This is a genomic window from Azospirillum sp. TSO22-1 (assembly GCF_003116015.1).
GTDB lineage: Bacteria > Pseudomonadota > Alphaproteobacteria > Azospirillales > Azospirillaceae > Azospirillum.
This window is the reverse complement of the sequence record NZ_LGQZ01000084.1, coordinates 37,937-63,132: the sequence shown is the minus strand read 5'-3', so window position 1 is coordinate 63,132 and position 25,196 is coordinate 37,937. Positions and strand designations below refer to the sequence as shown.

General features: G+C 70.5%; 24 protein-coding genes and 1 pseudogene. 10 read left to right on the top strand and 15 right to left on the bottom strand.

Going from position 1 to position 25,196, the window contains the following annotated elements:
* Both TSO221_RS36510 and TSO221_RS22380 read right to left on the bottom strand, forming a co-directional pair.
* Window positions 1-94, bottom strand: a pseudogene (locus tag TSO221_RS36510) (branched-chain amino acid ABC transporter permease LivH); the annotation flags it as partial.
* Window positions 95-470: 376 nt separating this feature from the next.
* A complete protein-coding gene (locus TSO221_RS22380) occupies window positions 471-1,271 on the bottom strand; it encodes a hypothetical protein (protein ID WP_109120737.1) in 801 nt (266 codons plus the stop codon).
* 122 nt (window positions 1,272-1,393) lie between these two features.
* Here TSO221_RS22380 and TSO221_RS22375 point away from each other — a divergent pair, with 122 nt between their 5' ends.
* Window positions 1,394-2,344 (top strand): ROK family protein, encoded by a 951-nt coding sequence (locus TSO221_RS22375; protein ID WP_247878190.1) that lies wholly within the window; start codon window positions 1,394-1,396, stop codon window positions 2,342-2,344.
* On the opposite strand, the gene TSO221_RS22370 is transcribed toward TSO221_RS22375, so the two are convergent.
* The 7 genes from TSO221_RS22370 to TSO221_RS22340 all read right to left on the bottom strand — a co-directional run bounded on the left by TSO221_RS22370 (window position 2,319) and on the right by TSO221_RS22340 (window position 9,208).
* Window positions 2,319-2,642, bottom strand: coding sequence for a hypothetical protein (locus TSO221_RS22370; RefSeq protein WP_109120736.1), 324 nt, complete (start codon window positions 2,640-2,642; stop codon window positions 2,319-2,321). The two genes, TSO221_RS22375 and TSO221_RS22370, sit on opposite strands and share 26 nt — an antisense overlap.
* A gap of 125 nt (window positions 2,643-2,767) precedes the next feature.
* Window positions 2,768-3,502 carry a phosphatase PAP2 family protein gene (locus tag TSO221_RS22365; protein ID WP_109120735.1) on the bottom strand — a complete coding sequence of 245 codons (735 nt, stop codon included), beginning with the start codon at window positions 3,500-3,502 and terminating at the stop codon, window positions 2,768-2,770.
* A 13-nt stretch (window positions 3,503-3,515) separates the two neighbouring features.
* Window positions 3,516-5,201 carry a glycosyltransferase family 39 protein gene (locus TSO221_RS22360; protein ID WP_109120734.1) on the bottom strand — a complete coding sequence of 562 codons (1,686 nt, stop codon included), beginning with the start codon at window positions 5,199-5,201 and terminating at the stop codon, window positions 3,516-3,518.
* Complete coding sequence (locus tag TSO221_RS22355) at window positions 5,198-5,509, bottom strand: lipid-A-disaccharide synthase N-terminal domain-containing protein (protein ID WP_199229578.1); 312 nt, start codon at window positions 5,507-5,509, stop codon at window positions 5,198-5,200. The genes TSO221_RS22360 and TSO221_RS22355 overlap by 4 nt, the downstream gene beginning before the upstream one ends.
* The gene (locus tag TSO221_RS22350; protein ID WP_109120733.1) at window positions 5,506-6,264 is read right to left on the bottom strand and encodes a glycosyltransferase family 2 protein; all 759 of its coding nucleotides are present in this window, start codon (window positions 6,262-6,264) and stop codon (window positions 5,506-5,508) included. The genes TSO221_RS22355 and TSO221_RS22350 overlap by 4 nt, the downstream gene beginning before the upstream one ends.
* A 92-nt stretch (window positions 6,265-6,356) precedes the next feature.
* Window positions 6,357-7,979 carry an acyl-CoA synthetase gene (locus TSO221_RS22345; RefSeq protein WP_247878189.1) on the bottom strand — a complete coding sequence of 541 codons (1,623 nt, stop codon included), beginning with the start codon at window positions 7,977-7,979 and terminating at the stop codon, window positions 6,357-6,359.
* A 260-nt stretch (window positions 7,980-8,239) separates the two neighbouring features.
* The gene (locus TSO221_RS22340) at window positions 8,240-9,208 is read right to left on the bottom strand and encodes a lytic transglycosylase domain-containing protein (RefSeq protein ID WP_109120731.1); all 969 of its coding nucleotides are present in this window, start codon (window positions 9,206-9,208) and stop codon (window positions 8,240-8,242) included.
* 391 nt (window positions 9,209-9,599) lie between these two features.
* On the opposite strand from TSO221_RS22340, the gene TSO221_RS22335 reads away from it, so the two are divergent.
* From TSO221_RS22335 to TSO221_RS22325, 3 genes are read left to right on the top strand one after another with little or no spacing between them, the layout of a single operon-like run.
* Window positions 9,600-10,211 (top strand): hypothetical protein, encoded by a 612-nt coding sequence (locus TSO221_RS22335; protein ID WP_109120730.1) that lies wholly within the window; start codon window positions 9,600-9,602, stop codon window positions 10,209-10,211.
* Window positions 10,202-11,293 (top strand): NnrS family protein, encoded by a 1,092-nt coding sequence (locus TSO221_RS22330; protein WP_158284173.1) that lies wholly within the window; start codon window positions 10,202-10,204, stop codon window positions 11,291-11,293. The genes TSO221_RS22335 and TSO221_RS22330 overlap by 10 nt, the downstream gene beginning before the upstream one ends.
* A 25-nt stretch (window positions 11,294-11,318) precedes the next feature.
* Window positions 11,319-11,822: a hemerythrin domain-containing protein gene (locus TSO221_RS22325; RefSeq protein WP_109120728.1), complete on the top strand. Its 504-nt coding sequence runs from the start codon at window positions 11,319-11,321 to the stop codon at window positions 11,820-11,822.
* Here TSO221_RS22325 and TSO221_RS22320 read toward each other — a convergent pair.
* The gene (locus tag TSO221_RS22320; RefSeq protein WP_109120727.1) at window positions 11,807-12,394 is read right to left on the bottom strand and encodes a TetR/AcrR family transcriptional regulator; all 588 of its coding nucleotides are present in this window, start codon (window positions 12,392-12,394) and stop codon (window positions 11,807-11,809) included. The two genes, TSO221_RS22325 and TSO221_RS22320, sit on opposite strands and share 16 nt — an antisense overlap.
* A gap of 121 nt (window positions 12,395-12,515) precedes the next feature.
* Between TSO221_RS22320 and TSO221_RS22315 the strand changes: the two genes are divergently transcribed.
* From TSO221_RS22315 to TSO221_RS22300, 4 genes are all read left to right on the top strand, one after another.
* Window positions 12,516-13,001, top strand: coding sequence for a MaoC family dehydratase (locus TSO221_RS22315; RefSeq protein ID WP_109120726.1), 486 nt, complete (start codon window positions 12,516-12,518; stop codon window positions 12,999-13,001).
* Window positions 13,002-13,314: 313 nt separating this feature from the next.
* Window positions 13,315-13,692, top strand: coding sequence for a response regulator (locus TSO221_RS22310; RefSeq protein WP_109120725.1), 378 nt, complete (start codon window positions 13,315-13,317; stop codon window positions 13,690-13,692).
* 16 nt (window positions 13,693-13,708) lie between these two features.
* A complete protein-coding gene (locus TSO221_RS22305; protein WP_109120724.1) occupies window positions 13,709-14,332 on the top strand; it encodes a chemotaxis protein CheC in 624 nt (207 codons plus the stop codon).
* 11 nt (window positions 14,333-14,343) lie between these two features.
* Window positions 14,344-16,236, top strand: a complete 1,893-nt coding sequence (locus TSO221_RS22300; RefSeq protein WP_109120723.1) for a PAS domain S-box protein — start codon at window positions 14,344-14,346, stop codon at window positions 16,234-16,236.
* 325 nt (window positions 16,237-16,561) lie between these two features.
* On the opposite strand, the gene TSO221_RS22295 is transcribed toward TSO221_RS22300, so the two are convergent.
* The 5 genes from TSO221_RS22295 to TSO221_RS36035 all read right to left on the bottom strand — a co-directional run bounded on the left by TSO221_RS22295 (window position 16,562) and on the right by TSO221_RS36035 (window position 23,254).
* Window positions 16,562-17,389: a 3-keto-5-aminohexanoate cleavage protein gene (locus TSO221_RS22295; protein ID WP_109120722.1), complete on the bottom strand. Its 828-nt coding sequence runs from the start codon at window positions 17,387-17,389 to the stop codon at window positions 16,562-16,564.
* Window positions 17,389-20,517, bottom strand: a complete 3,129-nt coding sequence (locus TSO221_RS22290) for an efflux RND transporter permease subunit (RefSeq protein WP_109120721.1) — start codon at window positions 20,515-20,517, stop codon at window positions 17,389-17,391. Before TSO221_RS22290 ends, TSO221_RS22295 begins: the two co-directional genes overlap by 1 nt.
* On the bottom strand, window positions 20,517-21,716 hold the full coding sequence (locus TSO221_RS22285) for an efflux RND transporter periplasmic adaptor subunit (RefSeq protein ID WP_247878188.1): 1,200 nt from the start codon (window positions 21,714-21,716) through the stop codon (window positions 20,517-20,519). Before TSO221_RS22285 ends, TSO221_RS22290 begins: the two co-directional genes overlap by 1 nt.
* Window positions 21,717-21,727: 11 nt before the next feature.
* Window positions 21,728-22,348 (bottom strand): TetR/AcrR family transcriptional regulator, encoded by a 621-nt coding sequence (locus TSO221_RS22280; protein WP_109120719.1) that lies wholly within the window; start codon window positions 22,346-22,348, stop codon window positions 21,728-21,730.
* A gap of 84 nt (window positions 22,349-22,432) precedes the next feature.
* Entirely contained in the window at window positions 22,433-23,254 is an 822-nt protein-coding gene (locus TSO221_RS36035; RefSeq protein WP_199229577.1) for a hypothetical protein, read from the bottom strand.
* Window positions 23,255-23,391: 137 nt separating this feature from the next.
* Here TSO221_RS36035 and TSO221_RS22270 point away from each other — a divergent pair, with 137 nt between their 5' ends.
* Window positions 23,392-24,051: a TetR/AcrR family transcriptional regulator gene (locus TSO221_RS22270; protein ID WP_109120718.1), complete on the top strand. Its 660-nt coding sequence runs from the start codon at window positions 23,392-23,394 to the stop codon at window positions 24,049-24,051.
* The gene (locus TSO221_RS22265; protein ID WP_109120717.1) at window positions 24,044-25,189 is read left to right on the top strand and encodes an efflux RND transporter periplasmic adaptor subunit; all 1,146 of its coding nucleotides are present in this window, start codon (window positions 24,044-24,046) and stop codon (window positions 25,187-25,189) included. The genes TSO221_RS22270 and TSO221_RS22265 overlap by 8 nt, the downstream gene beginning before the upstream one ends.
* Window positions 25,190-25,196 lie beyond the last annotated feature (7 nt).

The window sequence follows — 25,196 nt, the reverse complement described above, 5'->3', positions numbered from 1 at the left end:
TGATGCCGTAGACCATCGTGTAGCCGATCGCGATGAGGCCGTAGATCGCCCCCAGCGTCAGCCCGTTGATCAGCTGTTGAAGGAAATATTCCATTAGCCTCTTCCCGTCTCAGCGCGTGGCAAACGGACGGGCAGCGAGGCGAGAACGCAAGGGTCCCCGTTCACGTGAACTGCCGCTCCCTGACCTGACCTGTTCAAAAGCCCGCGCGTAGTCCGCGCCGGGCACATTCCTTGAGTCCGGGACGTTAGCCCGACGGATTGTCTACGGCAAGTGGGGAAAACCACAATCCATCCGGCATCCTCCGAATTTCGGAGGATGCTGCAAAAGCAGGCGGCAAGCTGCTGAAATACATAGCCTTCATGGTTCTATGACGAGCCTATGACAGCGCAATCCGGACACAAAAGGAAAGCCCCTCCAGCGGGGTGCCGGAGGGGCTTCGACGTCACGCGGTGCTGACCGTGGAGACGGGTCAGCGCTTGCCCTCGCTGGAGGCCGTCTGGGTGGACGACTCCGCCGCCGCGGTCTTCGGCTTGGCCGGCGCGGCGGGCTTGGCGGACTTGGCGGGCTTGCTGCTCTTGCTCGACTTGGAGCGCGGCGGCTCGGCGGAGGCCAGCACCGGGCCGGCGGGGAGATCCGGTCCGCTCACCACCTTGACGTCGCACAGCGGCTGCTGGCTGAGGTGCATCAGGCCGGCACCCTTCTCGTCGGCGGTGAGGGTGCGCACCTCGTCCGGGCTGAGGGAGATGGCGTTCTCGATGCGCGGCACGAAGGTCTTGCAATAGTTCTCGGTGCCGATGATCGAGGCGCGTCGGCTGACTTCGTTCGCCACCTCGGTGCGGTAGGTGTCGAACTTGTTGGTGGCGTTGCCCTTGCCGGTGCGGCGGAAGTGGCCCATCAGCTCGCCCTCGGCCTTCGAGATGGTCGGGCGATGCTTGACGGTGAACTCCTGGTACTTGGCGAACGGCGCCTTCTCCGGCATTACGTCCTTGCACGTCAGGCCGGTGATCATCATCTCGCTGTGCATGCGGATCAGCTGCTCGGCCGCGTGCTCCGACCGGCTGTAGCAGGCGTGCGGGCCGCTGGCGGTCGGCTTCGCCTTGGCCTGTGCCGGCTTGCTCTGCGCCGCGGGCTTGCTCTGCGCCGACTGGGCGGCGTCGGCCGGCAGGGCCACGCCGGCGGCGACGCCCGCCACGACCAGCGCGGACGCCACGCGCACGGCACGGCGGAACGACAGGGAAGCAGACGCGGTGACGGCGCGCATGCGATGCATCGGTAAGCTCCGGTTCCTGGGTCCTATGACGGCGGATACAGACTTTTGGATGCCGCCGTCTCCTTTCTTGCTTCTACAATAGAGCTGGTCGCGATCAAACCCCAATCCGCGGGAGCCCCTCCTTGTCCAATCCGGCGTTGCGCATCGGCATCGATCTCGGGGGCACCAAGACGGAAGGGATCGTGCTCGACCGCCGGGGAAACCAGCTTGCCCGGCGCCGGGTTCCGACGCCGCAGGGCGACTACGACGGCACGCTGCGCACCATCCACGACCTCGTGGCCGGACTGGAGGCGGAGGCCGGCAGGCGCGCCACGGTGGGCGTCGGCATCCCCGGCATCGTCTCGCCGGCGACCGGGCTGGTGAAGAACGCCAATTCCACCTGGCTGAACGGCCGACCGCTCGACACGGACCTCGCAGCGGTGCTCCGCCGGCCGGTGCGGTTGGAGAACGACGCCAACTGCCTCGCCGTGTCGGAGGCGACGGACGGCGCCGGGGCCGGCTGCGGCGTGGTGTTCGCGGCGATCCTCGGCACCGGCTGCGGCGGCGGCATCGTCGTGCACGGCCGGCCGCTGTCGGGGCGCAACGCGGTGGCCGGCGAGTGGGGCCACAGCCCCCTGCCCTGGCCCGCCGACGGCGAACGCCCCGGCCCCACCTGCTACTGCGGCAAGGCCGGCTGCCTGGAGACCTTCGTTTCCGGCCCCGGTGTGGCCGCCGACCACCGGCGGGCGACCGGCGAGTCGCTGGGCGCCGAGGAGATCGCGGCGCGGGCGGCGGGTGGCGACGCGGCGTGCTGCGCGACCCTGGACCGGCTGTGCGGGCGGCTGGCGCGCGGGCTGGCGACGGTGGTCAACCTGCTCGACCCCGACGTCATCGTGCTGGGCGGCGGACTGTCCAACGTGGAGGCGCTCTACGGGGCGCTGCCGCCGCTGATCGAGCACTGGAGCTTCTCCGACCGCATCGACACGCCGGTGCGCCGCGCCGTGCATGGCGATTCGAGCGGCGTGCGCGGCGCGGCGTGGCTGTGGCGGCCGGAGGGGTTGGAAACGGTCAACGCGGGCGCGGCGGCGCCTTGACCGGCTGGTTGGCCGAAGGCCGGGTATAGCGCTCCAGCTGCAGCGAGTTGCGCGAACCGTACATCGGCTGCAACGTGCCGACCTTGGGCTTCGTGTCGGCGTGGAACTGGTTGCTGCTGGCCATGTGGTTGGGCCGCGACGCCGGTCGGGTGCCCACGGCGTTCGGGTTCTCGACGGGAACGCGCGGGCCGACCGGCAGCGCCTCGTCCATCATCCACTGCGGGACCTTTTGATCCTGGGCCAGCGCGGGAGCGCTCAGAACGGCGAGGGCGGACAGCAGCGCCAGGGTGCGAATCATGCAGGCGAACCTTTGCCGGAATCGGGGTGTCAGCCCGCATTCGGCCGCAGGTCCGGATGGAATTCCAGGGCGCGGGGGTGTTAGCCCGCCTGGAGCCGCCAAGCCGCAAGAAAGGTGGTGCCGCGTCAGGCGCGCCGCCGCAGGAGCCGACGCCGCACGCGCATGAGCGTCCAGCGCCCGACTGGCTTCAGCCGGATCGAACCGTCGCGCCGCCGCCGGAAGGCCCAGCCATGGTCGGCGAACCACGCGCGCATGAAGACCGCGACGCCCACTCCGATGGCCCCGCCAACCGCGATGTCGCTGACGTAGTGGACGTGCAGCACGACGCGGCTGAAGGCGCCGACCACGCCGGCCAGCAGGATCGGCCAACGCCAGCGCGGCATGAGCCACGAGAGCACCGTCGCCACCGACAGGAAGGTGTCGGCGTGGCCGCTGGGGAAGGACTGCAGGTCGTCGTTCAGCACGAACCAGCTGAACGCGTCGCCCTCCGGCGGCAGCTCGACGTAGGGGCGGGCACGGCCGACCACGCGCTTGATGATGCCGACGACGATGCTCGACCCGCCTATCGCGGCGACCACGAAGGCCGCCGCCTCCGCCGCCCAGCGGTAGTAGAGCGCGTGCAGGTTCGGACGGCGCGACAGCGCCAGGAAGACGGCGAACAGCAGCGCCGCCGGCCCCCACCACAGCCAGCTGTACCCGAAGAAGGTGATGACCCCGAAGATGGTGACCACCGTTTCAGGAGCCATCCGGGCGGCGGCCGACACCGTCCGGTCCACGTAGAGCATCAGCAGGACGACCGCCAGTGCCGCGATGCTCAGCCAGAGAAGGGCGAAGAGCGTGCGGTTGCGCGTGGCGGCCATGGGATCCTGTCGTTCAGGGCGGAGCGGCGTACAGCGTCAGGGAGATGCGGCGGCCGTTGTTGTAGTTCAAGCCGTGAACTTCGCCGAGCGGCTTCGGTTCCACGCCGTCCAGCGCAGCGCGGAAGGCCGCCTGCTCGCGCACGTCGACCAGCGCCAGCGCGCAGGCGCGGTCGGACAGCAGGTGCTTCGCCGCCCCCTCGCCGTTCACCAGCTTGGTCCGCGTGCCGACCAGGAAGACGAGGCTCGGCTCCGAATAGCCGGCCGAGGCCACCGTGGTGCCCGGACACGGCCGCACCGCCGACACCACCTGCGCGGCGGAGCGGCTGATCCACAGCCCATCGATGCCCGGCAGCACGAGCGCGTACGTCGCCGCGTACAGCACCGCCGCAGCGCCCAACGCCGCCGCGGCGCCACGCCAGCCCTCGCCACGGACGACGAGGCGTACACCCCACACGTACAGCGCCAGCACCGGCGGCAGCATGGCGAGCGCCGCCCAGGCGATGCGCTGGTCGATCATCCACGGCACCACCGCGATGGCCACCGCCAGCAGCGCCCAGGTCGCGGTACCGAGGGCGGCGGCGGCGTACAGCAATCCCCGACGTGGTTTCTCCGCCGTGCGGGCGAAGCCGTCCAGCAGTGCCTGCGCGGTCAGCAGGGCGATGGCCGGGAATGCCGGCAGCGTGTAGTGCAACAGCTTGGTCGGCACCGCCTCGAACACGATCCAGGTCGGGACGATCCAGCAGACGCAGAAGCGCACGGCCGGCGCGCGGCGGTTCAGCCACACCCAGGGCAGCGCCAGCAGCGTCAGGAACGACCACGGCGCGAAGGTTATCCAGAAGGTGCCCAGATAGTAGCCGGGCGGCAATCCCTTGCCCTCCTGCCCGCCGGCGACCTTGCCGAGCATGTCGTGCCCGACGGACTCGGCGAAGAAGGCGCCCTTGCTCTGGATGGCGATGGCGATCAGCCAGGGGGCGACGAGTGCGGCGACGATGCCCAGGCCCAGCAGCGGCCTCAGCTTCCTCAGCCACGCCACCCGGCGCTCCCACAGCGCCAGCCCGGCCAGCGTGGCGCCGGACACCAGCAGCACCAGCGGCCCCTTTATAAGGATGCTGATCCCCACGGCGACCCAGAAGGCCACCGCCGTGGCGCGGCCCTCCTCCGGCTCGTCGCGGCGCAGGTAGAGACGGGCCAGGGCCAGCTGCGCGGCCAGGATGGTAGCGAGCAGCACGGCGTCGGTCTTCGCCATGCGCGCCTCGACGCCCAGCACGACGCAGCCGGCCAGCATCACCGCGCCCAGCACGCCGGCCCCCGGCCCGAACAGCCGCGCGCCGATCCAGGCGGTCAGCAGCACGCTCAGCACCGCGCCGAGCATGGAGGGGATGCGGTAGGTCCAGATCGCCTTGCCCGGCTCGCCGCTCAGCGCAGTGGCGGCGGCCTGCAGCCAGTAGATGCCGATCGGCTTCTTGTAGCGCGCCTCGTCCTGGAAGCGGATGTCGACGTAGTTGCCGCTCTCCAGCATCTGGTAGGACGCCTGGGCGAAGCGCGCCTCGTCGCGGTCGAAGGGCGGCACGACGGTGAAGCCCGGCAAGAACAGCGCCACCGCCAGCAGGGCCAGCAGCGCGTAGGCCAGCAGCGGCACCCGCGCCCCGGCGGCGCCCTCCAGCCCGGCCCAGCGGGCGGTGTCCGGCGCGGCGCTCATGCGGCCTCCGTCCCCTTGTGCGTCCAGACGAAGTACAGGTTGCGGAAGTAGATGAGCAGGCCGAGGCCCTGGCCGAACATGTAGACGGGGTCGACGCGGTAGATCGAATAGGCCAGCAGCAGCAGGCCGCCGCCGATCGAGAAGTACCAGAAGGTCTCCGGCACGATGGAGCGGCGGACGCGCTCGCTGGCGATCCATTGCACGACGAAGCGCATCATGAACAGCGCCTGGGCGAAGAAGCCGACGCCGATCCACACCATCTCCGTCGTGGAGGTGCCAGCGTACCAGGCGACCAGCTTGTCGATCACGCCGCCGGCCCCCCGCGTTCCTCGATCACCGGCGACAGCGCCGTGCGGCGCTTCAGCCAGTAGACGCCCAGCAGGTCGACCACGCCGATCAGGCCGCGGCGCAGGTTGGTGTACTTCGACGCGCCGGCGTTGCGCGGCCGGTGATTGACCGGGATGTAGGCGACGTGGTGGCCGTGCGCGCGGAACAGCGCCGGCATGAAGCGGTGCTGCGCGCCGAAGAACGGCAGGTCGAGGAAGACGTCGCGGCGGAACACCTTGATGCCGCAGCCGCTGTCGGTGCAGCCGTCCTGCAGAAGCCCCTGGCGGATCTTGTTGGCGAAGCGCGAGGCAAGACGCTTGGACAGCGTGTCCTGCCGCTTCCGGCGCAAGCCGCCGACCAGCATCGGGTGGTCGTCCTGCTGCGTGCGGGCAAGCAGCGCCGGCAGGTCGGCCGGGTCGTTCTGGCCGTCGCCGTCCAGCGTGCCGACCCACTCGCCCCGCGCCGCCTTGGCACCGGTGCGCACGGCGGCGCTCTGGCCGGAGCGCTTGCGGTGGCGCAGCAGGCGCACCGGCCGCCCTTCCGCCATCGCCTGCGCCAGGATGGCCGCGGTGTCGTCGGTGGACCCGTCGTCGACGAAGATCGCCTCGAAGGAGCCGAGCGGCGCCAGCGCCCGCTCGATCTCGTCGAGCAACGGCAGCACGTTTTCCGACTCGTTGAGGACGGGAATGACGACCGACAGCCGCACCGGCCCCCGGTCCGCCGCAGGAATGCTCACAGGCGCTAACCCCAATGCTCAAACGGCCGTGAAAATACCGCCGGAGCGGGGCGAGCGGTAGGGGATTCTGTCGGCCCGCCCGATCGCCCCGTCTACAGCCCCTTCGCCTGGTCGCGCAGCACGAACTTCTGGATCTTGCCGGTCGAGGTCTTCGGCAGCGGGCCGAACACCACCGTGCGCGGAACCTTGTAGCGGGCCATGGCCTGCTGGCAGTACGCGATGATGTCCGCCTCGCTCACCTGGTCCTCGGAGCCGGGCTTGAGCGTCACGAAGGCGCAGGGCGTCTCGCCCCACTTGGCGTCCGGACGCGCCACCACGGCGGCCTCCATGACGTGGGGATGCTTGTACAGCACCTCCTCGACCTCCAGCGACGCGATGTTCTCGCCGCCGGAGATGATGATGTCCTTCGAGCGGTCCTTGATCTCGACGTAGGAGTCGGGGTGCAGCACGGCGAGGTCGCCGGTGTGCAGCCAGCCGTCGCGCAGCGTCTCCTCGGTGGCCTTCGGGTTCTTCAGATAACCCTTCATCACCGTGTTGCCGCGCAGTGCCAGTTCACCCAGCGTCTCGCCGTCGGCCGGGACCGGCTGGCCGGTGGCGGGGTCGAGCACCGTCTGCTCGGCCATCATCACCATGTTGACGCCCTGGCGCGCCATCAGCACGGCGCGCTCCTCAAGCTCCAGGTCGTCCCACGATTCCTGCCACGCGCAGACGCTGGCCGGGCCATAGCACTCGGTCATGCCGTAGAGGTGGGTCACGGCGAAGCCCATGCGCTCCATCTTGTCGATGACCGCGCTCGGCGGTGCGGCGCCGCCGGTGGCGACGCTGACCGGGCCATGGCCGAACGTGCGCTTCGCCGCATCCGGGGCGTGGATCAGCATGGTCAGCACCACCGGCGCGCCGCACAGGTGGGTGACCTTCTCCTCGGCGATCAGGCGGAAGATCTCGGCCGGATCGACGGCGCGCAGGCAGACGTGGGTGCCGCCCACCGCGGTCACCGCCCACGGGTAGGTCCAGCCGTTGCAGTGGAACATCGGCAGCGTCCACAGATAGACGCTGCGCGGCGTCAGCGCAAAGGTCAGCGCGTTGGACAAGGCGTTCAGGTGCGCGCCGCGGTGATGGTAGACAACACCCTTCGGGTTGCCGGTGGTGCCGGAGGTGTAATTCAGCGCGACCGACGCCCACTCGTCGTCCGGGAAAGTGAAGGGCCGTTCCGGGTCGCCGGTGGCGAGGAAGTCCTCGTACTCCGTGTCGCCGACCGGCTCGGCGCCCTGGGCGTGCGGGTCGTCGATCCAGACGACGCGCGGCTTGCTCTCCATGCCGTCCAGCGCCGCGCGGGCGATCGACGCCAGGCCGCGGTCGACGATGAACAGCTTCGCCTCGCAGTGGCCGAGGATGAAGGCGACGGTGGCGGCGTCGAGCCGCGTGTTGATGGCGTTCAGCACCGCGCCGCAGCCGGGCACGCCGAAGTGCGCCTCCAGCATCGCCGGCGTGTTGGGGATCAGCACCGAGACCACGTCGCCGGTGCGGATGCCGGCGCGCTCCAGCGCGCTGGCGAGGCGGCGGGCGCGCTGCTCCAGCTCACGGTAGGTCAGACGGCGGTCACCGTAGATGCACGCCGTCTTGGTCGGATAGACCTGCGCGGAGCGGCGCAGGAAGTCGAGCGGCGTCAGCGGCTGGTGGTTGGCGGCGCGCTTGTTCAAACCGGACTCGTCCACGGCATCCTCCCTTTGGGCGTTCGCCGGCATGGTAGGGCGGGCGCGACGGGCCGGGCAAGGGAAAGGCGCGCGGCGGGGCGTTAAACCGCAGCTCCGAACACAAGATTTACACGGATTTCACGGATTTAGGCACGGATTGCACGGACGCTCTCAAGCCTGCGCGTTTGGGACGAACAGGCATTCTGCACGGATCAGGAAAGATCCGTGCAATCCGTGCCTAAATCCGTGAAATCCGTGTGAAAGCCCTTGTTTTCCGGCGATCAGAACCGCGTCGACGCACTCGGCGGGGTCTGGGCGACGCAAACGCTGTCCTTGCCCTTCAGGCTGCCGCAGCCGTCGCTGCGCTGGGTGACGAAGCGGATCTGCACGCGGTCGGGGTCGATGCCCGGCTGCAGGAACGCCTCGGCGATCTGGTAGCGGATGTTCGGCTTGGCCGCCTTGGCCGCCGGCTGGGCCGCGGCAACCTGCACCGGCGCCGGCAGCGGCGCCGTTTGCGGCTTCTCCCGGGCGGGCGCGGGGGCGAGCGCCGGCGGCGGAGCGGGCGGCGGAGCGGGCGGCGGCTCGGGCGCGGCGGCGACGAAGACCGGCGGCGGCGGGGCCATCGGCGCCTCGCTGCGGGCCGGCTCGGCCTTCGCCGGTTCCGGCTTGGCCTGTTCCGGCTTGGGGGGCAGGACGGCGACCTCCACCGCGGTGGCGCTGCTGGAGGCCGACGGCATGCGCGGCTCGTCCTTGCCGACCTTCGGCGTCAGCGCGGCGAGGTACATCTTCGTCTCACGCGGAAGCTTCTGCTTGCCGGCGAGGTGCTGCGCGTAGCACTTCGGACCGCAGTTGTAGGCGGCGAGGAAGCCCGGCGCGCCGAACAGATCGTACATCTCGCGCAGGTAGGCGGTGCCGGCCATGATGTTGTCGCGCGGGTCGGCCGGGTCGGAACCCAGGCCGTAGGCGTTGCGCATCAGGTCGTAGGTGCCGGGCATCACCTGCATCAGGCCGAGCGCGCCGGCCGAGCTGGTGATGACGCGCCCGTTGACGGTGGCGCGGCCGCCGCTCTCGCGCAGCATCACGGCGCGGATCCACGGCACCGGCACGTCGAAGCGGGCCGACGCCTCGCGCATGTGGGGGACCCAGCGGGCCAGGGGATCGTTGGGATCGATCGGCGCCTCGGCAGCCGGAGCTTCCGCCACCGGGGTCGGTTGGGTGGTTGCGCACCCCGCCAGACTGGCCCCGATCATCAGGAGAGCGCCAAGGGCAAACCGCGCCGAACGCTCTTTCGTGCCCGCCAGGGCCAGATTGCCGTGAATATTCACTAAAAAGCGCCCGATCCGATGTCATACGATCGATAGGAGTAGTTCGCTTTTTCAGTGAGACGTCCGGCCAAGTCAAGCGGCAAGGGCAGACTGCGACATCAGCTACGCCGTTTTTCCGATCTGTTCTGCCCAAGACGGAACATTTTGCAGACAAGCGTGGGACACAGCATTATCCGAACCCGAACCTTTTCCGAATCGTGCGCGGCACCGGTCGCGACTCGGACATGACCGCGCAACGGTTTGTCCGCGGTCAAATCGGACGGCGCCGCGCCGGGCTAGCGTGCACCCTCCCCTCACCGGCCGGAGTCTATGCCCCATGCCCTTCCCCGCCTTCTACGACCACGCTCCGCGCATCCGCGTCCGCGACCCGCTCAGCGCCTTCCTCGGCGCCAGCGACGACGGCGTGCTGGAGTACGGCTACGCCGACGCCGTCCGGCTCGCTGGGCATTCCTGCCCGACGCTGGCCGGCGCCTACCTGATGACGGTGAAGGCGCTGAACCACCTCTACGGCGACACGCTGCCGGAGCGCGGCGGCATCCAGGTGCACTTCCGCGAAACCGAGACCACCAGCGCCACCGGCGTGATGGGCCGGGTGGCGGCGCTGCTCACCGGGGCGGCGGGCGACGACGGCTTCAAGGGCATCGCCGGCCACTTCGACCGCCGCGACCGCCTGTTCTTCGGCGCCAACATCACCGGCGACATTGCCTTCCGCCGGCTCGACACCGGGGCCGGCGTGCAGGCGAGTTTCCGCGGCGCCGCCGTCCCCTCGTCGCCGGAGACGCGCGACCTGCTGCCGGCAGTGCTGAACGGCGCCGGCTCGGCCGGGGACGCCGAGCGCTTCCGCGCGCTGTGGCAGGGCCGGGTGAAGGCGATCCTTGTCGATCACGCCGACGACCCGGCGCTGGTGGAACTCGCCGCGTGGGCCTAGACGCCCCCGCCGCGCGCCGGCCGAGCGGCCACCGGGTGTTCTTCCCGCTGGCCCTGGCCTACGCCGGCCTGTCGGTGCCGTACTGGACGGCGGCCTACGCCGGCCTGCTGCCCGCCGCCTGGACACCGGCCGTGCACGCGCACGAGATGGTCATGGGCTACGCGCTGGCGGTGGTCGGCGGCTTCCTGCTGACCAAGCCGTCGCGCGGCGCGCTGGCCCTGGCGGTCACGGCGTGGCTGCTCGGCCGGGCGGCGGTACTGGCCGGGCTGCCGGCGGCACTGGCGGTGCCGATGACGCTGGCCTACCCGCTGGTGCTGTTCGCGCTCGGCGGCTGGCCGTTCCTGCGCGCCGCCAAGAGCGGCCACAACGCCGTCTTCGGCCCGCTGGTCGGCGCCTTCGCGCTGGCGGAAGCGCTGTATTGGGGCGGCGACGGCCGCACCGGCGCGCTGTTCGCCCTGCACGTGGTGGGTCTGCTGCTGTTCGCCATGGGCGGCCGCGTCATCCCCGCCGCCACCGCCGGCGAGGTGCGCCGCCAGGGCGGCCTGCTGGTCGAGCGGGTGCAGCCGCGCATCGAGTGGATCGGCATCGCCGGCGGCGTCCTCGCCACGGCATCGGTCGCCACCGGCTGGCTGCCGGAGGCGGGTGCCGCCGGCGCGGCGGTGACCGGGCTGGCGGCGTGGCTGCGGCTGGCGCGCTGGCGGACCTCGGCGGTGCTCGGGCGGCCGGACCTGTGGAGCCTGCACTTGGGCACCGCATGGCTCGGCCTCGGCTGGCTCGCGGCGGCGGTGGAGCGCGTCGCTCCCCTGCCCGGCGGCGCCGGCTGGCACCTGCTGGGCACGGCGGCGCTCGGCACACTGGCGGGCGCCATGATGGTGCGCGTCACCCTGCAGCGCGAGGCCTGCCCGCCGGACTTCCCGCCCGCCGCCACGCTGGCCGTGGTGCTCATCGGCGCCGCGGCGCTGCTGCGGGTTGGTGCGGGGTGGCTGGCGCCGGGCCTCTTGCTTCCGTTGGCCGTGCTCGCCTGGATGGCGGCGCACGGCTTGCTTTTCGTCGTGGTCGGGCGGATTCTGCGCCGCCGCTGACCGTTTGGACCGAGGAGGGTCCCCCATGCAGGCCATTTCCCAGACCGGCCGCCTCATCAACGAGGACCACGATCGCACCGCCGCCCTCCTCAACCGGCTGGAGACGCACCTGGAGCAGGCCGAGGCCCGCGGCATCCCCGCGCTCGATGAGGAGGTTCGCGCCCTGGTCGCCGACCTCAACACCGAGCTGGAGAGCGAGCTGACCACCCACTTCGACTTCGAGGAGCGGGTGCTGTTCCCGCTGATCGCGGACTCCGGCGGGCACGAGATGGTGCAGCACCTGTTCAACGAGCACGAGGTGATGCGCCCCATCGGCCGGCGCCTGCAGCGCTACTGCGCGCTGGCGCTGCGCGACGGCTTCGACGAGGACAGCTACGGCGCCTTCGTCCATTTCGGCTGGGACATCCTGGACCGGCTGGAGCGCCACCTGCAGATCGAGGAGACCGCCTTCCTGCTGGCCGTCGAGGCGCTGATGCTCAACAACCCGGACCTGGACGCGAAGATCGCGGCGGGCTACCGCGCGTCCTGACCGCACGCCGCGTCGATCAGCGCCGCCGCCGCCGCGGGGATGGCGCGCGCCGCCACGTCGGGGCCCAGCATCCGGCCGCCGGCGTAGGCACCCTGCATCAGCAGCAGCAGATGCTCGGCCAACGCCTCCGGCTCGCGTGCGGTGGCCTGCACCGCCAGATCGCGCAGATGGTCGCGCATGGCGCGGGCGTGGCGCTCGGCAATGGCGCGGCCGGGATGGTCGGTGTCGCGAAACTCCACCGTGGTGTTGATGAACGGGCAGCCGCGGAACTTCGGGTGCGCCGACCACTTGCCGAGCGCCGCGAACAGCGCCTTCAACTGCGCCCGCGGGTCGCCGGGGTGACGGGCCACGACACCCTGCCACCACGCCCAGAACTTGGCCTCGGTGTCCTCCAGCCACGCGCAGATCAGTTCGTCCTTGGAGGCGAAGTTCCGGTACAGGCTCATCTTCGCCACGCCGGAGCGGGCGATGATCGTGTCGATACCAACCGCGCGGATGCCCTCGCGGTAGAACAGCTCGGCCGCCGTGTCCAGGATCCGCTCGCGCGCCGTGCGGCGCCCCTCGTCGCTCATCGTCCCGCCCGCCAAAAACCGCGTTGACATGATACAGACCTGTCTCTACCATCGCAAGCCATGAGACAGATCTGTCTCAACACCATTTCGGCCCGCATTCCTATCGAGGAGCCCCGGACGCATGCTCTACCTCGACGACCTGAAGCCGGGCGACCGCCACACCGGCACCTCCGTGACCGTGAGCGAGGAGGACATCTTCGCCTTCGCCCGGCAGTTCGACCCGCAGCCCTTCCACCTCGACCCCGAGGCGGCGAAGGGCACGGTGTTCCGTGGTCTTGCGGCCAGCGGCTGGCACACCGCGGCGCTGACCATGCGGATGATCGTCGATGGCCCGCACACCTTCGCCGGCGGCTTCATCGGCATGGGCGTGGAATCGCTGGCTTGGCCGCGCCCGGTGCGTGCCGGCGATACGCTGACCGCCGAGAGCGAAGTGCTGGAGGTGCGCCCCTCCACGAAGCGGCCGGACCAGGGCGTGGTCCGCGTGCGCGTCGTCACCCGCAACCAGAACGGCGAGGACGTCCTGCACTGGACCGCGAACCTGCTGGTCCAGCGCCGCTCCCCCGCCGACGCGAGCGCCGAGGTGGATCGGCGCGCCGCCGCCGAATAGGCGGCCTCCCCACCTCCAAAGGCGGCGCCGGGCTCCCGGCCGCCGCCTTTTTTCTGTTTGATGACAAAGCGTTCCGCCTCACCATCGATACTTAAGAAAAATGCTGGGCATATCCGCCTATACGGCAGTCATGGCGCCCCGTCCAAACGGGCTAATGACCGTCTTCTTGTTGACGGCACTGGATAAACCCCTATTTGATCAACCCTGAAGTGGGAGAACATTCGCGGCATTGCAGCGTGTACGTGTCCAGCAACACGGCGCGCGAATCCTTGCCGCGGCGGCGATCCGACGCGGGCACGACGGCAAGGGCATCATGGCGGAAACGTTTCTTGTGGTGGACGACAGCAAGCTCGCCCGCATGGTGGTGCGCCAAGCCCTGCGCGACCTGCACCCGGACTGTGCCATTCTCGAAGCGGCCACCGGCCCCGAGGCCGACCAGGTGGACGGGGTCGACACGCTGACCGCCGCCTTCATCGATTTCAACATGCCCGATGAGGACGGGCTGAAGCTGGCCGCGCGCCTGCGCGCCCGCCGGCCCGACCTGCCGATCGCCATCGTCTCCGCCAACGCACAGACCGACGTGCTGGAGCGAGCCCGCGACCTCGGCGCGGCGTTCCTGGAAAAGCCGGTGTCCCGCGACGCGCTGGCCGGCTTCGTCGCCGCGCCCGCCGCGCAGCGCCGCAGCGCCTGAGCCGCGGGACCGCGCCATGCTGGAATCCTTCAGTGAGCTGGAGACGGACGCTCTGACCGAACTGGTCAACGTTTCGGTCAGCAAGGCGGCGGTGACGCTCAGCAAGATGGTGCAGGGCGGCGTGGCGCTGACCGTGCCGAAGGTGCACGTGGTGCCGCGCGCCTCGGCCGCCGCGGCGCTGACCGCCCGCCCGGACGACCAGCTGGTCGCCGTCGGCGAGGAGTTCCACGGCAGCTTCTCCGGCGCCGCGGTTATGGTCTTCCCGGTCTCGAACAGCCTGGAGCTGGTGCGCGCCGTGCTGCCGCACATGGCCGACCTGGACGAGATCATCGAGATGGAGCAGGAGGCGCTGAGCGAGATCGGCAACATCCTGATCAACAGCTGCCTGTCGACGCTGGCCAACATGCTGCACCAGCGCATCACCACCTCGCTGCCGCGGGTCATCTATGGTGCCGCGCTGGAGATCCTCACCTACGGCGGCACCGTGGAGTCCGACCAGGTGATGGTCTTCCACGTCGACTTCACGATGAAGGAACGCGGGATCAAGGGCTTCATCCTGATCGTCATGAGCGTCTCGTCGCTGATGGCGCTGCGCCAGAGCGTGGCGGCGATGATCGCGCCCTACGCCGGCCAGGCCTGAGGGGCGGCGCCATGTCCGACCTCGACTCACCGGCAGGATTCGACGACCTCGACGTCGGCATCATCGTGCTCGACGGGGCGCAGGCGGTGCGCGGCTGGAACCGCTGGATGGCGGAGCAGTCGGGCCTGTCCGCCGCCGACGTCCTGGGCAAGCCGCTGTTCGCGCTGTTCCCCGACCTCGCCGACAGCCGCCTGGCGCGCGCGGTGGAGGAGACGCTGGCCTTCGGCACCTCGTCGGTGGTCTCGCACTACCTGAACCCGAACCTGCTGCCGCTCGGCAACCGCGTCGGCGATCAGACGCAGCCGACGCACCAGTCGATCATCACCAAGCCGCTGCAGGGCCGCACCGGCTGCCTGCTGCAGGTGCACGACATCACCGTGTCGGTGCGGCGCGAGCGGCAGTTGCGCCAGGGGCGCGCCGCACGCTACCGCGCCATCGTCGACACCGCCACCGACGCCATCGTCACGGTGGACGAGAGCGGCATCATCCACTCCGCCAACCGCGCCGCGCACGCGCTGTTCGGCAGCGTCGACGGCGCGCTGGTCGACACCCCCGTCGCCGTGCGGCTGGAGCAGTTCGAAGAGGGCCGCACCCGCGTGCACCGCGCCGACGGGCGCGAGGTGCACGTCGACATCTCCATCGGCGCCTGGACGGCCGAGGGACGGCGCTTCTTCACCGCGATCATGCGCGACGTCACCGCGCGCATCGAGATGGAGCGCACCATCATCGCCGCGAAGGAGGAGGCCGTCGCCGCCCGCATCGCCGCCGAAACGGCGAACCGCGCCAAGTCGAAGTTCCTCGCCGCGGCGACGCACGACCTGCGCCAGCCGGTGCAGTCGCTGATGCTGTTCTCCGCCGCGTTGGCCACCGGGCAGGAATACGGCCGCACTCACGAGGTGCTGAGCCACATGGACAAGGCGCTGGGCGCGCTGAAGGGCCTGCTGGACAGCCTGCTGGACATCTCCAAGCTCGACGCCGGCATCGTCCACGCCAAGCGCGAGGCGTTCCCGATCTCCGACCTGATGGACGCCATCGATTCCGGCTACGCCGGGGTAGCCGCCGCCAAGGGGCTGGGCTGGTCGGTCAGCGCGCCGGACGTGGCGGTGCACAGCGACCCCAACCTGCTCGGCCGCATGGTGCGCAACCTGGTCGAGAACGCCATCCGCTACACCCGGCACGGCGTCATCGGCGTCGAGTGCGCGGTGCGCGGCGCCCGGCTGGCCATTTCGGTGCGCGACACCGGCATCGGCATCCCGCCCGAGAGCCTGGAGGAGATCTTCACCGAGTTCCACCAGCTCGCCAACCCGGAGCGCGACCAGAAGCAGGGCCTCGGCCTCGGCCTCGCCATCGTGCGGCGGCTGGCCGGGCTGCTCGACCACCCGGTGGACGTGCGGTCGGTACCGGGCCAGGGGTCGGTGTTCACGGTGGAGGTGCCGCTCGACCGCGTCGAGGCGGTGGGACCGGACGCACCCGAGCGGCTGGACGGAAGCGGCGTCTTCGCCATCCTGATCGACGACAACCCGGTGATCCTGATGGGTCTGCGCGCCCTGATGGAGCAGTGGGACTACACGCTGCAGACCGCGGAATCCTGCGACGAGGCGGTGGCCGAGCTGTCCGGCGCGGCGCGGGCGCCGGACGTGATCGTCGCCGACTACCGCCTGCGCGAGGAGCGCACCGGCACCCAGGCGATCCACACCATCCGCGCGCGCTTCGGCACGCACATCCCGGCGGTGATGCTGACGGGCGAGAACAGCCCGGAGTGCGTGCACGACAGCCAGACCGAAGGCTTCACCATCCTGCACAAACCGGTCGAGCCCGAGCAGTTGCGCCGCACGCTCGCCGAGGCGATCCGCGCTGCCGGCCTGCGCCGCCCGCGCAGCCGGCACGGGGTGAAGCAGGCCTAAAGGTCGCTCACCCCACTATCGCGACTCTATCCAAACCAGCAAGAGCAGAACCGGCTTCCGCACCACACACACTGGTAATACCGCTTTGGCCCGAAGACATGAAAAAGCCCGGTCGCCATAAGCGCCGGGCTTCAGTTGTTTCTATTTATTTAACTATTGGCGTTTCCTCCCCCGAAACCGATCCGGGGTTCCCCGTTCGACTTCGCTTGAAGGCTTTATGCCAAAGTCGAAGGCCACTTTGAAGCGATCTATGGTAATAGCGCCTTTATGCTTTCGGAGGGTCGGAACCTGCTGCCTAAGGCGTATTCCGTAAAGGGAATACGCCTTAAGTAGAAGCGCCGGCAAACAGCGCCCGCGCCTGCTCCGCGGTCGCCAGGGGGCGGCCCAGAAGCGGAGCGAGGTCCGCCGCCTGCCGCACCAGCGCCGCGTTGTCCGGCGCCACGCCACCATCGGCCAGCAGCAGGTTGTTCTCGAAGCCGACGCGGCCGTGCCCGCCAAAGGCCGCCGCCGCCGCGATGCAGGCCGTCTCGCGCCGACCGAAGGCACACACCGCGAAGGGCAGCGACCGGGTCCAGGCCGCCAGGAAGGGCAGCAGATCGCGCGGGTCCGACTGCTGGCCGGCGCTGTAGCGGCCGAGCACGAACAGCACGCTCGCCCCCGTCGCCGGCACCACGCCGCGCGCCAGCAGGTCGTCGAAGCGCCGCACATCGTCGGCGTCGTAGAGGATGTACTGGATCAGCGTTCCCGCCCCCGCCTGCTCGGCCAGGAAACGCGCGGCCTCGGGCTCCGACGCGGCGTCGGGCACGAGTTCACGCACGGCGGCGGACAACGCCTCGGGCCGCAGGGCACGCATCGCCGCCATCTGCTGGGCCGGGGTGTAGATCCCCACCGCCTCGGTGGTCGCCTGGATCAGCAGCCCGTCGCCCACCGCGCGCCGGATGGCGGCGGTGGCGGCGCGATAGGCGTCGGCGTCCAGCGTGTGCCGGCCATCGGCGTCGCGCACGTGCAGGTGGATCATCGCCGCTCCGGCCTCCCGGCAGCGAGCGGCCTCGCGGGCAAGCTCGTCCGGCGTCATGGGCAGCGCCGGGTGGTCGGCCTTGCCGCGGCGGGCGCCGTTCGGCGCCACCGCAACGATCAACGGCGCGTCGCCCATCAGTCCTCGCCCGCCGGCAGCGCGTGGCCGTGCTCGTCGTGCGCCGGGCGGCGGTGCAGCAGCCGCGCGGCGAGGCGTCCGGCGTCCTCCATGTACAGGAACAGCACCGGCGTGATGTAGAGCGTCAGCACCTGCGACACCACGAGGCCGCCGACCACCGCGAGGCCGAGGGGCTGGCGCAGCTCGGCCGCGGCGCCGTGGGCGACGGCGATGGGCAGCGTGCCCATGATCGCCGCCATGGTCGTCATCATGATCGGGCGGAAGCGCAGGACGCAGGCGCGCTCGATGGCGTCGCGCGGGGACAGTTTCTGCTCGCGCTGCGCCTCCAGCGCGAAGTCGATCATCATGATGGCGTTCTTCTTGACGATGCCGATCAGCATCAGAATGCCGATGACCGAGATGACGTTCAGCTCCTGCCCGAACACCTGCAGCGTCGCCAGGGCGCCCACCGCCGCCGCCGGCAGGCCGGACAGAATGGTCAGCGGGTGGACGAAGCTCTCGTACAGCACGCCCAGCACGATGTAGATCACCAGCACCGCCGCACCGATCAGCAGCGCCTGCCCCTTCTGGGCGTCCTGGAACACCTGCGCGGTGCCGGCGAAGCCGGTGGACACGGTGGCCGGCAGGCCGAGCCGCTGCTCCACCGCGCGCACCTGCTCCACCGCCTCGCCCAGCGCCGCGCCGGGGGCGAGGTTGAACGAAATGGTGACGGCCGGCAGCTGGCTCTGGTGGTTCACCGACAGCGGGCCGGCGGTGCGCTCGACGCGGGCGAAGGCGTCGAGCGGGATCAGCTTGCCCGTCGTGTTGCGGACATAGACGCGCGACAGCGCGCTGTCGTCCTGCTGGTACTTCGGGTCCAGCTCGATGAGGACCTGGTAGTCGTTGGACGGGGTGTAGATGGTCGACACCTGCCGCTGCCCGAAGGCGCTGTAGAGCGTCGAGCGCACCTGGTCCACCGCCACGCCCAGCGTCGCCGCCTTCTCGCGGTCGACGTGCACGTAGGCCTGCGGGCTGTTGAGCTGCAGGTCGGTGGTGACGTCCTGCAGGATCGGCACGTCGTGCAGCGCGCGCTCCAGCTTCTGCGACCACAGGTACAGGTCGGAGAGGTCGAGCGCCTGGACGGTGTACTGGTACAGGCTCTTCGACGCGCGGCCGCCGATGCGCAGGTTCTGGATCGGCTGGATGAAGGCGGCGAGACCGGGGATCTTCTGCATGTCGCGGCGCAGCTCCTGCACGATCTGCTGCGCCGGGGCACGCTCGTCCCGTGGCTTCAGGGCGACGAACATGCGCCCGGCGTTGCCGGTGGCGTTCGGGCCGCCGGCGCCGGCCGCGGCGTTGACGTACTCCACCGCCGGGTGCTGCTGCACCAGCGCCGCCGCCTGCCGCTGCAGCTCGGCCATCGCCGGGAAGGCGATGTCGGGCGCCGCCTCGGTGGTGACGAACAGCTGGCCGATGTCCTCGGTCGGAAAGAAGCCCTTGGGGATGGCGTTGTACAGGTAGGCCGAGCCCGCGATGGTGCCGAGGAACACCAGCCCGGTGATCGCCCGCCAGCGCAGCGCGCCACGCAAGGTCGCCTCGTAGCCGCGCAGCATGGCGTTGAAGCCGCCCTCCAGCACGCGGCCGAAGACGCCCTCCTCCTCGCCGTGCTTCTCGCGGGTCAGGAAACGCGAGCACAGCATCGGCGTCAGCGTCAGCGACACGAAGGCCGAGGCGGCGATGGACATGGTCACCACCACCGCGAACTCGTGGAACACGCGCCCCACCACGCCGCCCATCAGCAGGATGGGGATGAACACCGCCACCAGCGACAGCGTGATCGACACGATGGTGAAGCCGATCTCGCGCGAGCCCTTCAGCGCCGCCTCGAACGGGCGCATGCCCTCCTCGATGTAGCGGACGATGTTCTCCAGCATGACGATGGCGTCGTCCACCACGAGGCCGACGGCGAGCGTCAGGCCCATCAGCGACACGTTGTCGATGGAGAAGCCCATCTTGTACATGCCGGCCGCCGTGGCGATCAGCGAGATCGGCACCGCCAGCGCCGGGATCAGCGTCGCCGACAGCTTCCGCAGGAACAGGAAGATCACCATGATCACCAGCCCGATGGTGAGGGCCAGGGTGAACTGCACGTCCTCCACCGCCTCGCGGATCGACTGCGAACGGTCGTTGGTGACGCCGATCTCGACGCTGGGCGGCAGCTGCTGCTTGAAGGCGGGCAGCAGGGCGCGCACGCGGTCCACCACCTCCACCGTGTTGGCGTCGGGCTGGCGCTGCACCGCCAGCGTGATGGCGCGGGTGCCGTTGTACCAGTTGGCGATGCGGGTGTTCTCGACCGAGTCCAGCACCGTGGCGACGTCGCCCATGCGCACCGGCGCGCCGTTACGGAAGGCGATGATCAGGTCGCGGAACGCCTCGGCGTTGGGCAGCTGCGGGTTGGCGGCGAGGACGAGTTGCTGGCGCACACCCGACAGCGTGCCGACCGGCGTGTTGGCGTTGGCGGACGCCATCGCCTTCTGCACCTCGTCGATGCCGATGCCGCGGGCCGACAGCGCGTCCGGGTCGATCTGCACGCGCACCGCGTACTTCTGCGAACCATAGATCTGCACCTGCGCCACGCCGTCCAGGGTCGAGAGGCGCGGCTGCACGATGGTCTCGGCGTAATCGTTCAGCGTGGAGAGCGTCTGCGTGGGCGAGCGCAGCGACAGGAACAGGATCGGCTGGTCGGCCGGGTTGACCTTGCGGTAGCTGGGCGGGGTCGTCATCTCCGCCGGCAGGCGGCGCTGGGTGCGGGCGATGGCCGCCTGCACGTCGGCGGCGGCGGCGTCGATGTCGCGCTCCAGCACGAACTGGATGGTGATCGACGTGCTGCCCAGCACCGAGGACGAGGTGATGGTGTCGATGCCGGCGATGGTGGCGAACTCACGCTCCAGCGGTGAGGCGATGGAGGCCGCCATGGTCTCCGGGCTGGCGCCGGCCAGCGTGGCCGACACGCTGATGACCGGGAAGTCCACCCGTGGCAGCGCCGCCACCGGCAGCTGCCGGTACGCCGCCAGACCCGCGAGGACCAGCGCCGCCGTCAGCAGGATGGTCATCACCGGACGGCGGATGCACAGCTCGGAGATGTTCATCACGATTGCCCTCCGGATTGGGTCGGCTTCGCCGGGTCGGCGTTGCCGGTCTTGGCCCCGCCCTTGGTGTCACCGCCCTTGTTGTCGCTTGGGCCGCGCTCGGCGACCGGGGCGCCGGGGAACAGGCGGGACTGGCCGTCCACCACCACGCGCTCGCCGGCGGTCAGACCGCTGCCGATGATGGCGAGGTCGCCGTAGGTGCGCGCCACCGTGACGGTGCGCATGTCCACCGTGTTGTCGGGCTTCGCCACATAGACGAAGCGCCCCTCCTGCCCGGTCTGCACCGCGACCGCCGGCACCGTCAGCGCCTGCGGCTCGACGCGCAGCGTCAGCACCGTGTCGACGAACTGGCCGGGCCACAGCAGCGTGTCGGCGTTGGCGAAGGTGGCGCGCACCAGGATGGTGCCGCTCTGCTGGTCGACCTGGCTGTCCACGAAGGTCAGTTCACCCTCGGCGCGCGGGCCCTTGCCGCCCGGGATGCCCGCGGTGACCTTCAGCTTGCCGGCCGCCAGCGCGGCGCGGATCGCCGGCAGGCTGCGCTCGGCGACGTTGAAGGCGACGTTGATCGGGCGCAGCTGCGTGATGGTGACCAGCGGGTTGGCGTCGGCGGCGCGCACCATGGTGCCGAGCTTGGCGTTCACCGTGCCGGTGCGCCCGGCCATCGGCGCGTAGATGCGGGTGTAGCTGAGCGAGACCTTGGCGCTCTCGATGGCGGCCAGGTCGGCCTTCACCGTGCCTTCCAGGGCGTTGGCGGCGGCGACCGCGGCGTCGTACTGCTGGCGCGCGGCGACGGCGCTGCGGAGCAACTCGCCGTAGCGCACGACGTCGCCGCGGGCCTTCTCGAAGTTGGCGCGGTCGCGCTCCAGGTTCGCCTCGGCGACGCGCAGCTGCGCCTTCAAGGCCCGGTCGTCCAGCGAGAACAGCAGGTCGCCGGCCGCCACCTCCTGGCCCTCGGTGAAGTGCACGGTGTCCACCACCGTGTTGTCGACGCGCGCCTTGATGGCGATGGTCGCGATCGGCTGCACGGTGCCGATGGTGGACAGGTCTTCCGGCACCGCCTTCACCGCGGCCGCCTGCAGCACCACCGGGATCGACGGCTTGCCGCCGCTCCCCGCCTTGGCCGCCGTGGCGCCGGCTTCCGGCGCCATCTGGGTGTACCAGTAGCCGCCCGCCGCCAGCGCCGCGACCAGGAGGAGCATCACCAACCGCTTCATAGACCGAAACTCCCCGCGTCGTCGCCCGCCGGCCCCGCCAGCGCGCCCTTGAGTATGAGATCGAGAATGACGGCCTCCAGCCGCTCCGGCTCCGCGTCGCCGGCCATCATCACGGCGCCGCGCGCCATGCCGATGATCAGCAGCGGCGTCATCTCCATGTCCAGCGTGCGGAACCGCCCGGCCGCCCGCCCGGCCTCCAGCACCTCGCGCAGCGCCGCGGCGATGCGGCTGGTGCGGCGGCGCAGCACGGTGCGCATCTGCTCCGCCAGGTGCGAGTGGTCGCCGCCCAGCACCTTCAGCGCCGGCAGCTGCTCGGTGAAGGTGGTCAGCAGCGCCCGCACCTTGCAGGCCAGCACCGCCTCCGGCGCGGCACCCTCGGGCGGCGGGGCGTGCAGCCGCGCCTCCAGCCGGGCCAGCGCCTCGTCGAAGGCGTGCAGGTACAGCTCCTCCTTGGATGGGAAATAGCGGTACAGCGTGGCCTTGCCGACCCCGGCCTGCTTCGCCACGTCGTCCACCTGGACGTCATGGTACGGCCGGCGCGCGAACAGCTCCGCGGCGGCCGCGAGGATCGTCTCGCGCCGACGCACGCGCCAGTCGGGGGTGGTGTCGAGGGGCATGAAAATGAAACTCGCCGGTTCCAAAACCGGACGATATCGTTTCACACCCTAATAATCAAGCGGGGTGGTGGCCGGCCGAAAGTGCTAAGCCTCCACCCTCTCCGGCGCCGGGTACCGCGGCTCCAGCAGGCGGGAGGGCTGGTTGGCGGGCCGCAGGTGGGCGCCGTTGGCGCGGATGTCCTGCCACAGCTCCTCAAGATAGGGCAGACCGTTGAACAGGGCCACCGCCGCCAGCACGGAAATCGTGTAACCGGTGGGCAGCGGGTCCTCCTTCAGCCGCAGCGACCAGTCGGCCGGCCGGTCGCCGGCACCGACCATGGCCATCACCTCCGGCCAGTTCAGCACGGCGATGAAGGACAACGCCATCAGCGGCAGCATCTCCAGGAAGCTGTGCACGTGCTGCTCCAACGGCGTCACGTTGCGGTGCCGCACGGCGTAGCCGACATCCCACAGCGCCGTCGCCTCGTGCAGCACGAAGGACGCGATCATCATCACCAGCACCGGCGAGGTGATCTCCATGAACAGCGCCGCCAGGGTCGGCACGCCCATCTCCACCAACATGACGAGGTGCAGCAGGGATTCGTAGCTGCCGGTGGTGTGCTCGATGTCGGTGGCGCGGTGGCAGAGATAGTCGGCGACGCCGGAGGTGATCCACAGCGGCACCACGAAGAACATCAGGAAATCGCGCGTCACCTGCGCCACGTCGACGCTCCCGTCGGTCTGGCGCCACTCCCGCGCCCCCTCCTCGGTATCCATGCGATAGCGCGACAGATAGCCGCCGGCCGCCCGCGCGGCGCGGCGCATGCCTTCCTCCGCCCGGCTGCGTTGCTCGCGGTGGCGGAACAGGGCCGCCACCCCGACGCCCAGGGCGAGCACCGACACCGTCGTGAACAGGAACCCGCGCATGCCCCACTCCCCCATCGACCACTCCTCGCCCAGGGCCAACAGCGCCCGCCGCGCCCTGTTCCGGCAAAGCGCCGGCCCTGCCATTGACAAACGCCGGGTGCGTGTTTATTGAATGAACATTCATTCTATAGCGAACGATGCCGCACGAATCCCCACCCCAGCCGGCCCGCCGCACGCGCCGCAAGGAGGCCCGCCCCGCCGAGATGATCGAGGCGGCGCGCGACCTCTTCATCGAGCGCGGCTTCGCGGCCACCAAGCTGGAGGACGTCGCCCGCCGGGCCGGCGTTTCGGTCGGCCTGCCCTACGTCTATTTCGAGAACAAGGCCGGGCTGTTCAAAGCGGTGGTGCGCGAGTCCGTGCTGCCCAACATCCGTCTGGGCGAAGAACTGCTGGATAGCTACCCCGGCCCGACGGACGACCTGCTGCGCCTCATCGTCAACCGCTTCTGGCAAATGAACCGCGAGCCGTCGGCCGGCCTGCCCAAGCTGGTGGTGGCCGAGGCGACGAACTTCCCCGACATCGCCCGCTTCTACATGGAGGAGGTGGTGATGCGCGGCCGGCGGTTCTTCGCCCGCATCATCCAGCGCGGCATCGACCGCGGCGAGTTCCGCCCGGTCGATGTCATGCAGATGGCGCGCGTGATGGCGGCGCCGCTGTCTATGCTGACCATCTGGACGCACTCCCTCGCCCCGCACGAACTCGACCCCGGAGCGACCGCCGAGGGATTCCTCGACGCCTACCTCGACCTCGTTCTGCACGGCCTGCGGGCCGCACCCAAGGACACCCCCGATGTCTGAGACCTCCCCGCCCCGGCGCCGCGGCCTGCGCCGGATCCTCGTGACCCTGCTGGTGGTGGCGGCGCTGGCCGGCGCCGGCCTGCTGTGGCAGGCACGCAGCAGCGGGCAGGCGGCGGTCAACAAGGACGCCCCGGCGCCGGAGCGCGTGCTGGAACTCGCCGCGATCGAACTGACCCGCGCCGCGCCGCGCCGCCTGACCGAGACGGTGCGGCTGTCCGGCTCCGTCGATCCGGTGAACTGGACGGTGGTGAAATCCGAGGTCGCGGCGACGCTGGCAGAAGTGCTGGTGCGCGAGGGGCAGGCGGTGACGCGCGGCGACGTGCTGGCCCGCTTCGACACCCGCGACCTCGCCGCCAAGCTGGCCGAGAAGGAAAGCAACCTCGTCGGCGCCAGGGCACAGCTGGTCTACGCCGAGAAGACGCGCGCCAAGAACCTGGCGCTGCGCCAGAAGGACATCGTCGCCGAAAGCAGCTTCGACCAGGCGCAGAGCACGTGGCAGTTCCAGCAGGCGACCGTGCAGGCGCTGACCGCCCAGGTGGAGATGGCCCGCAAGGCGCTGAACGACGCGGTGGTGAAGGCGCCCATCGACGGCGTCGTCTCGGAGCGCACGGTCAACCCCGGCGAGACGCTGGCGGTCAACACCAAGATGTTCGGCATCGTCGACCTCGGCCGTGTCGAGGTGACGGCCACCGTGCCGGCCGACGACGTGGCGCGCCTGAAGCCGGGGCAGACCGTGCTGCTGCGCGTCGAGGGCTTCGGCGAGCGCGAGTTCCGCGGCACGCTGGCCCGCATCAACCCGCAGGCGCGGCCCGGCACCCGGGCGATCCCGGTCTACGTGTCGATCGACAACACCGACGGGGCGCTGCGCGGCGGCATGTTCGCCAGCGGCGACGCCGTGGTGGCCGAGGCCGGGAGCGCCGTGGCCCTGCCGCCGGCGGCGCTGCGCCGCGACGACCGGGGCGACTTCGTGCTGACCGTGGTGGACGGCCGCCTGGCGCGCGCCCCGGTGCGCCGCGGGCCGAGCTGGGCGCGCGGCGAACTGGTGCAGGTCGAGGGCCTGGAGCCCGGCGCCCTGGTGGTGACCGCCCCGCTGCCCGGCTTGCAGGCCGGGCAGGCGGTGCGCACGGCGGGGGTGTAGGAGCCTC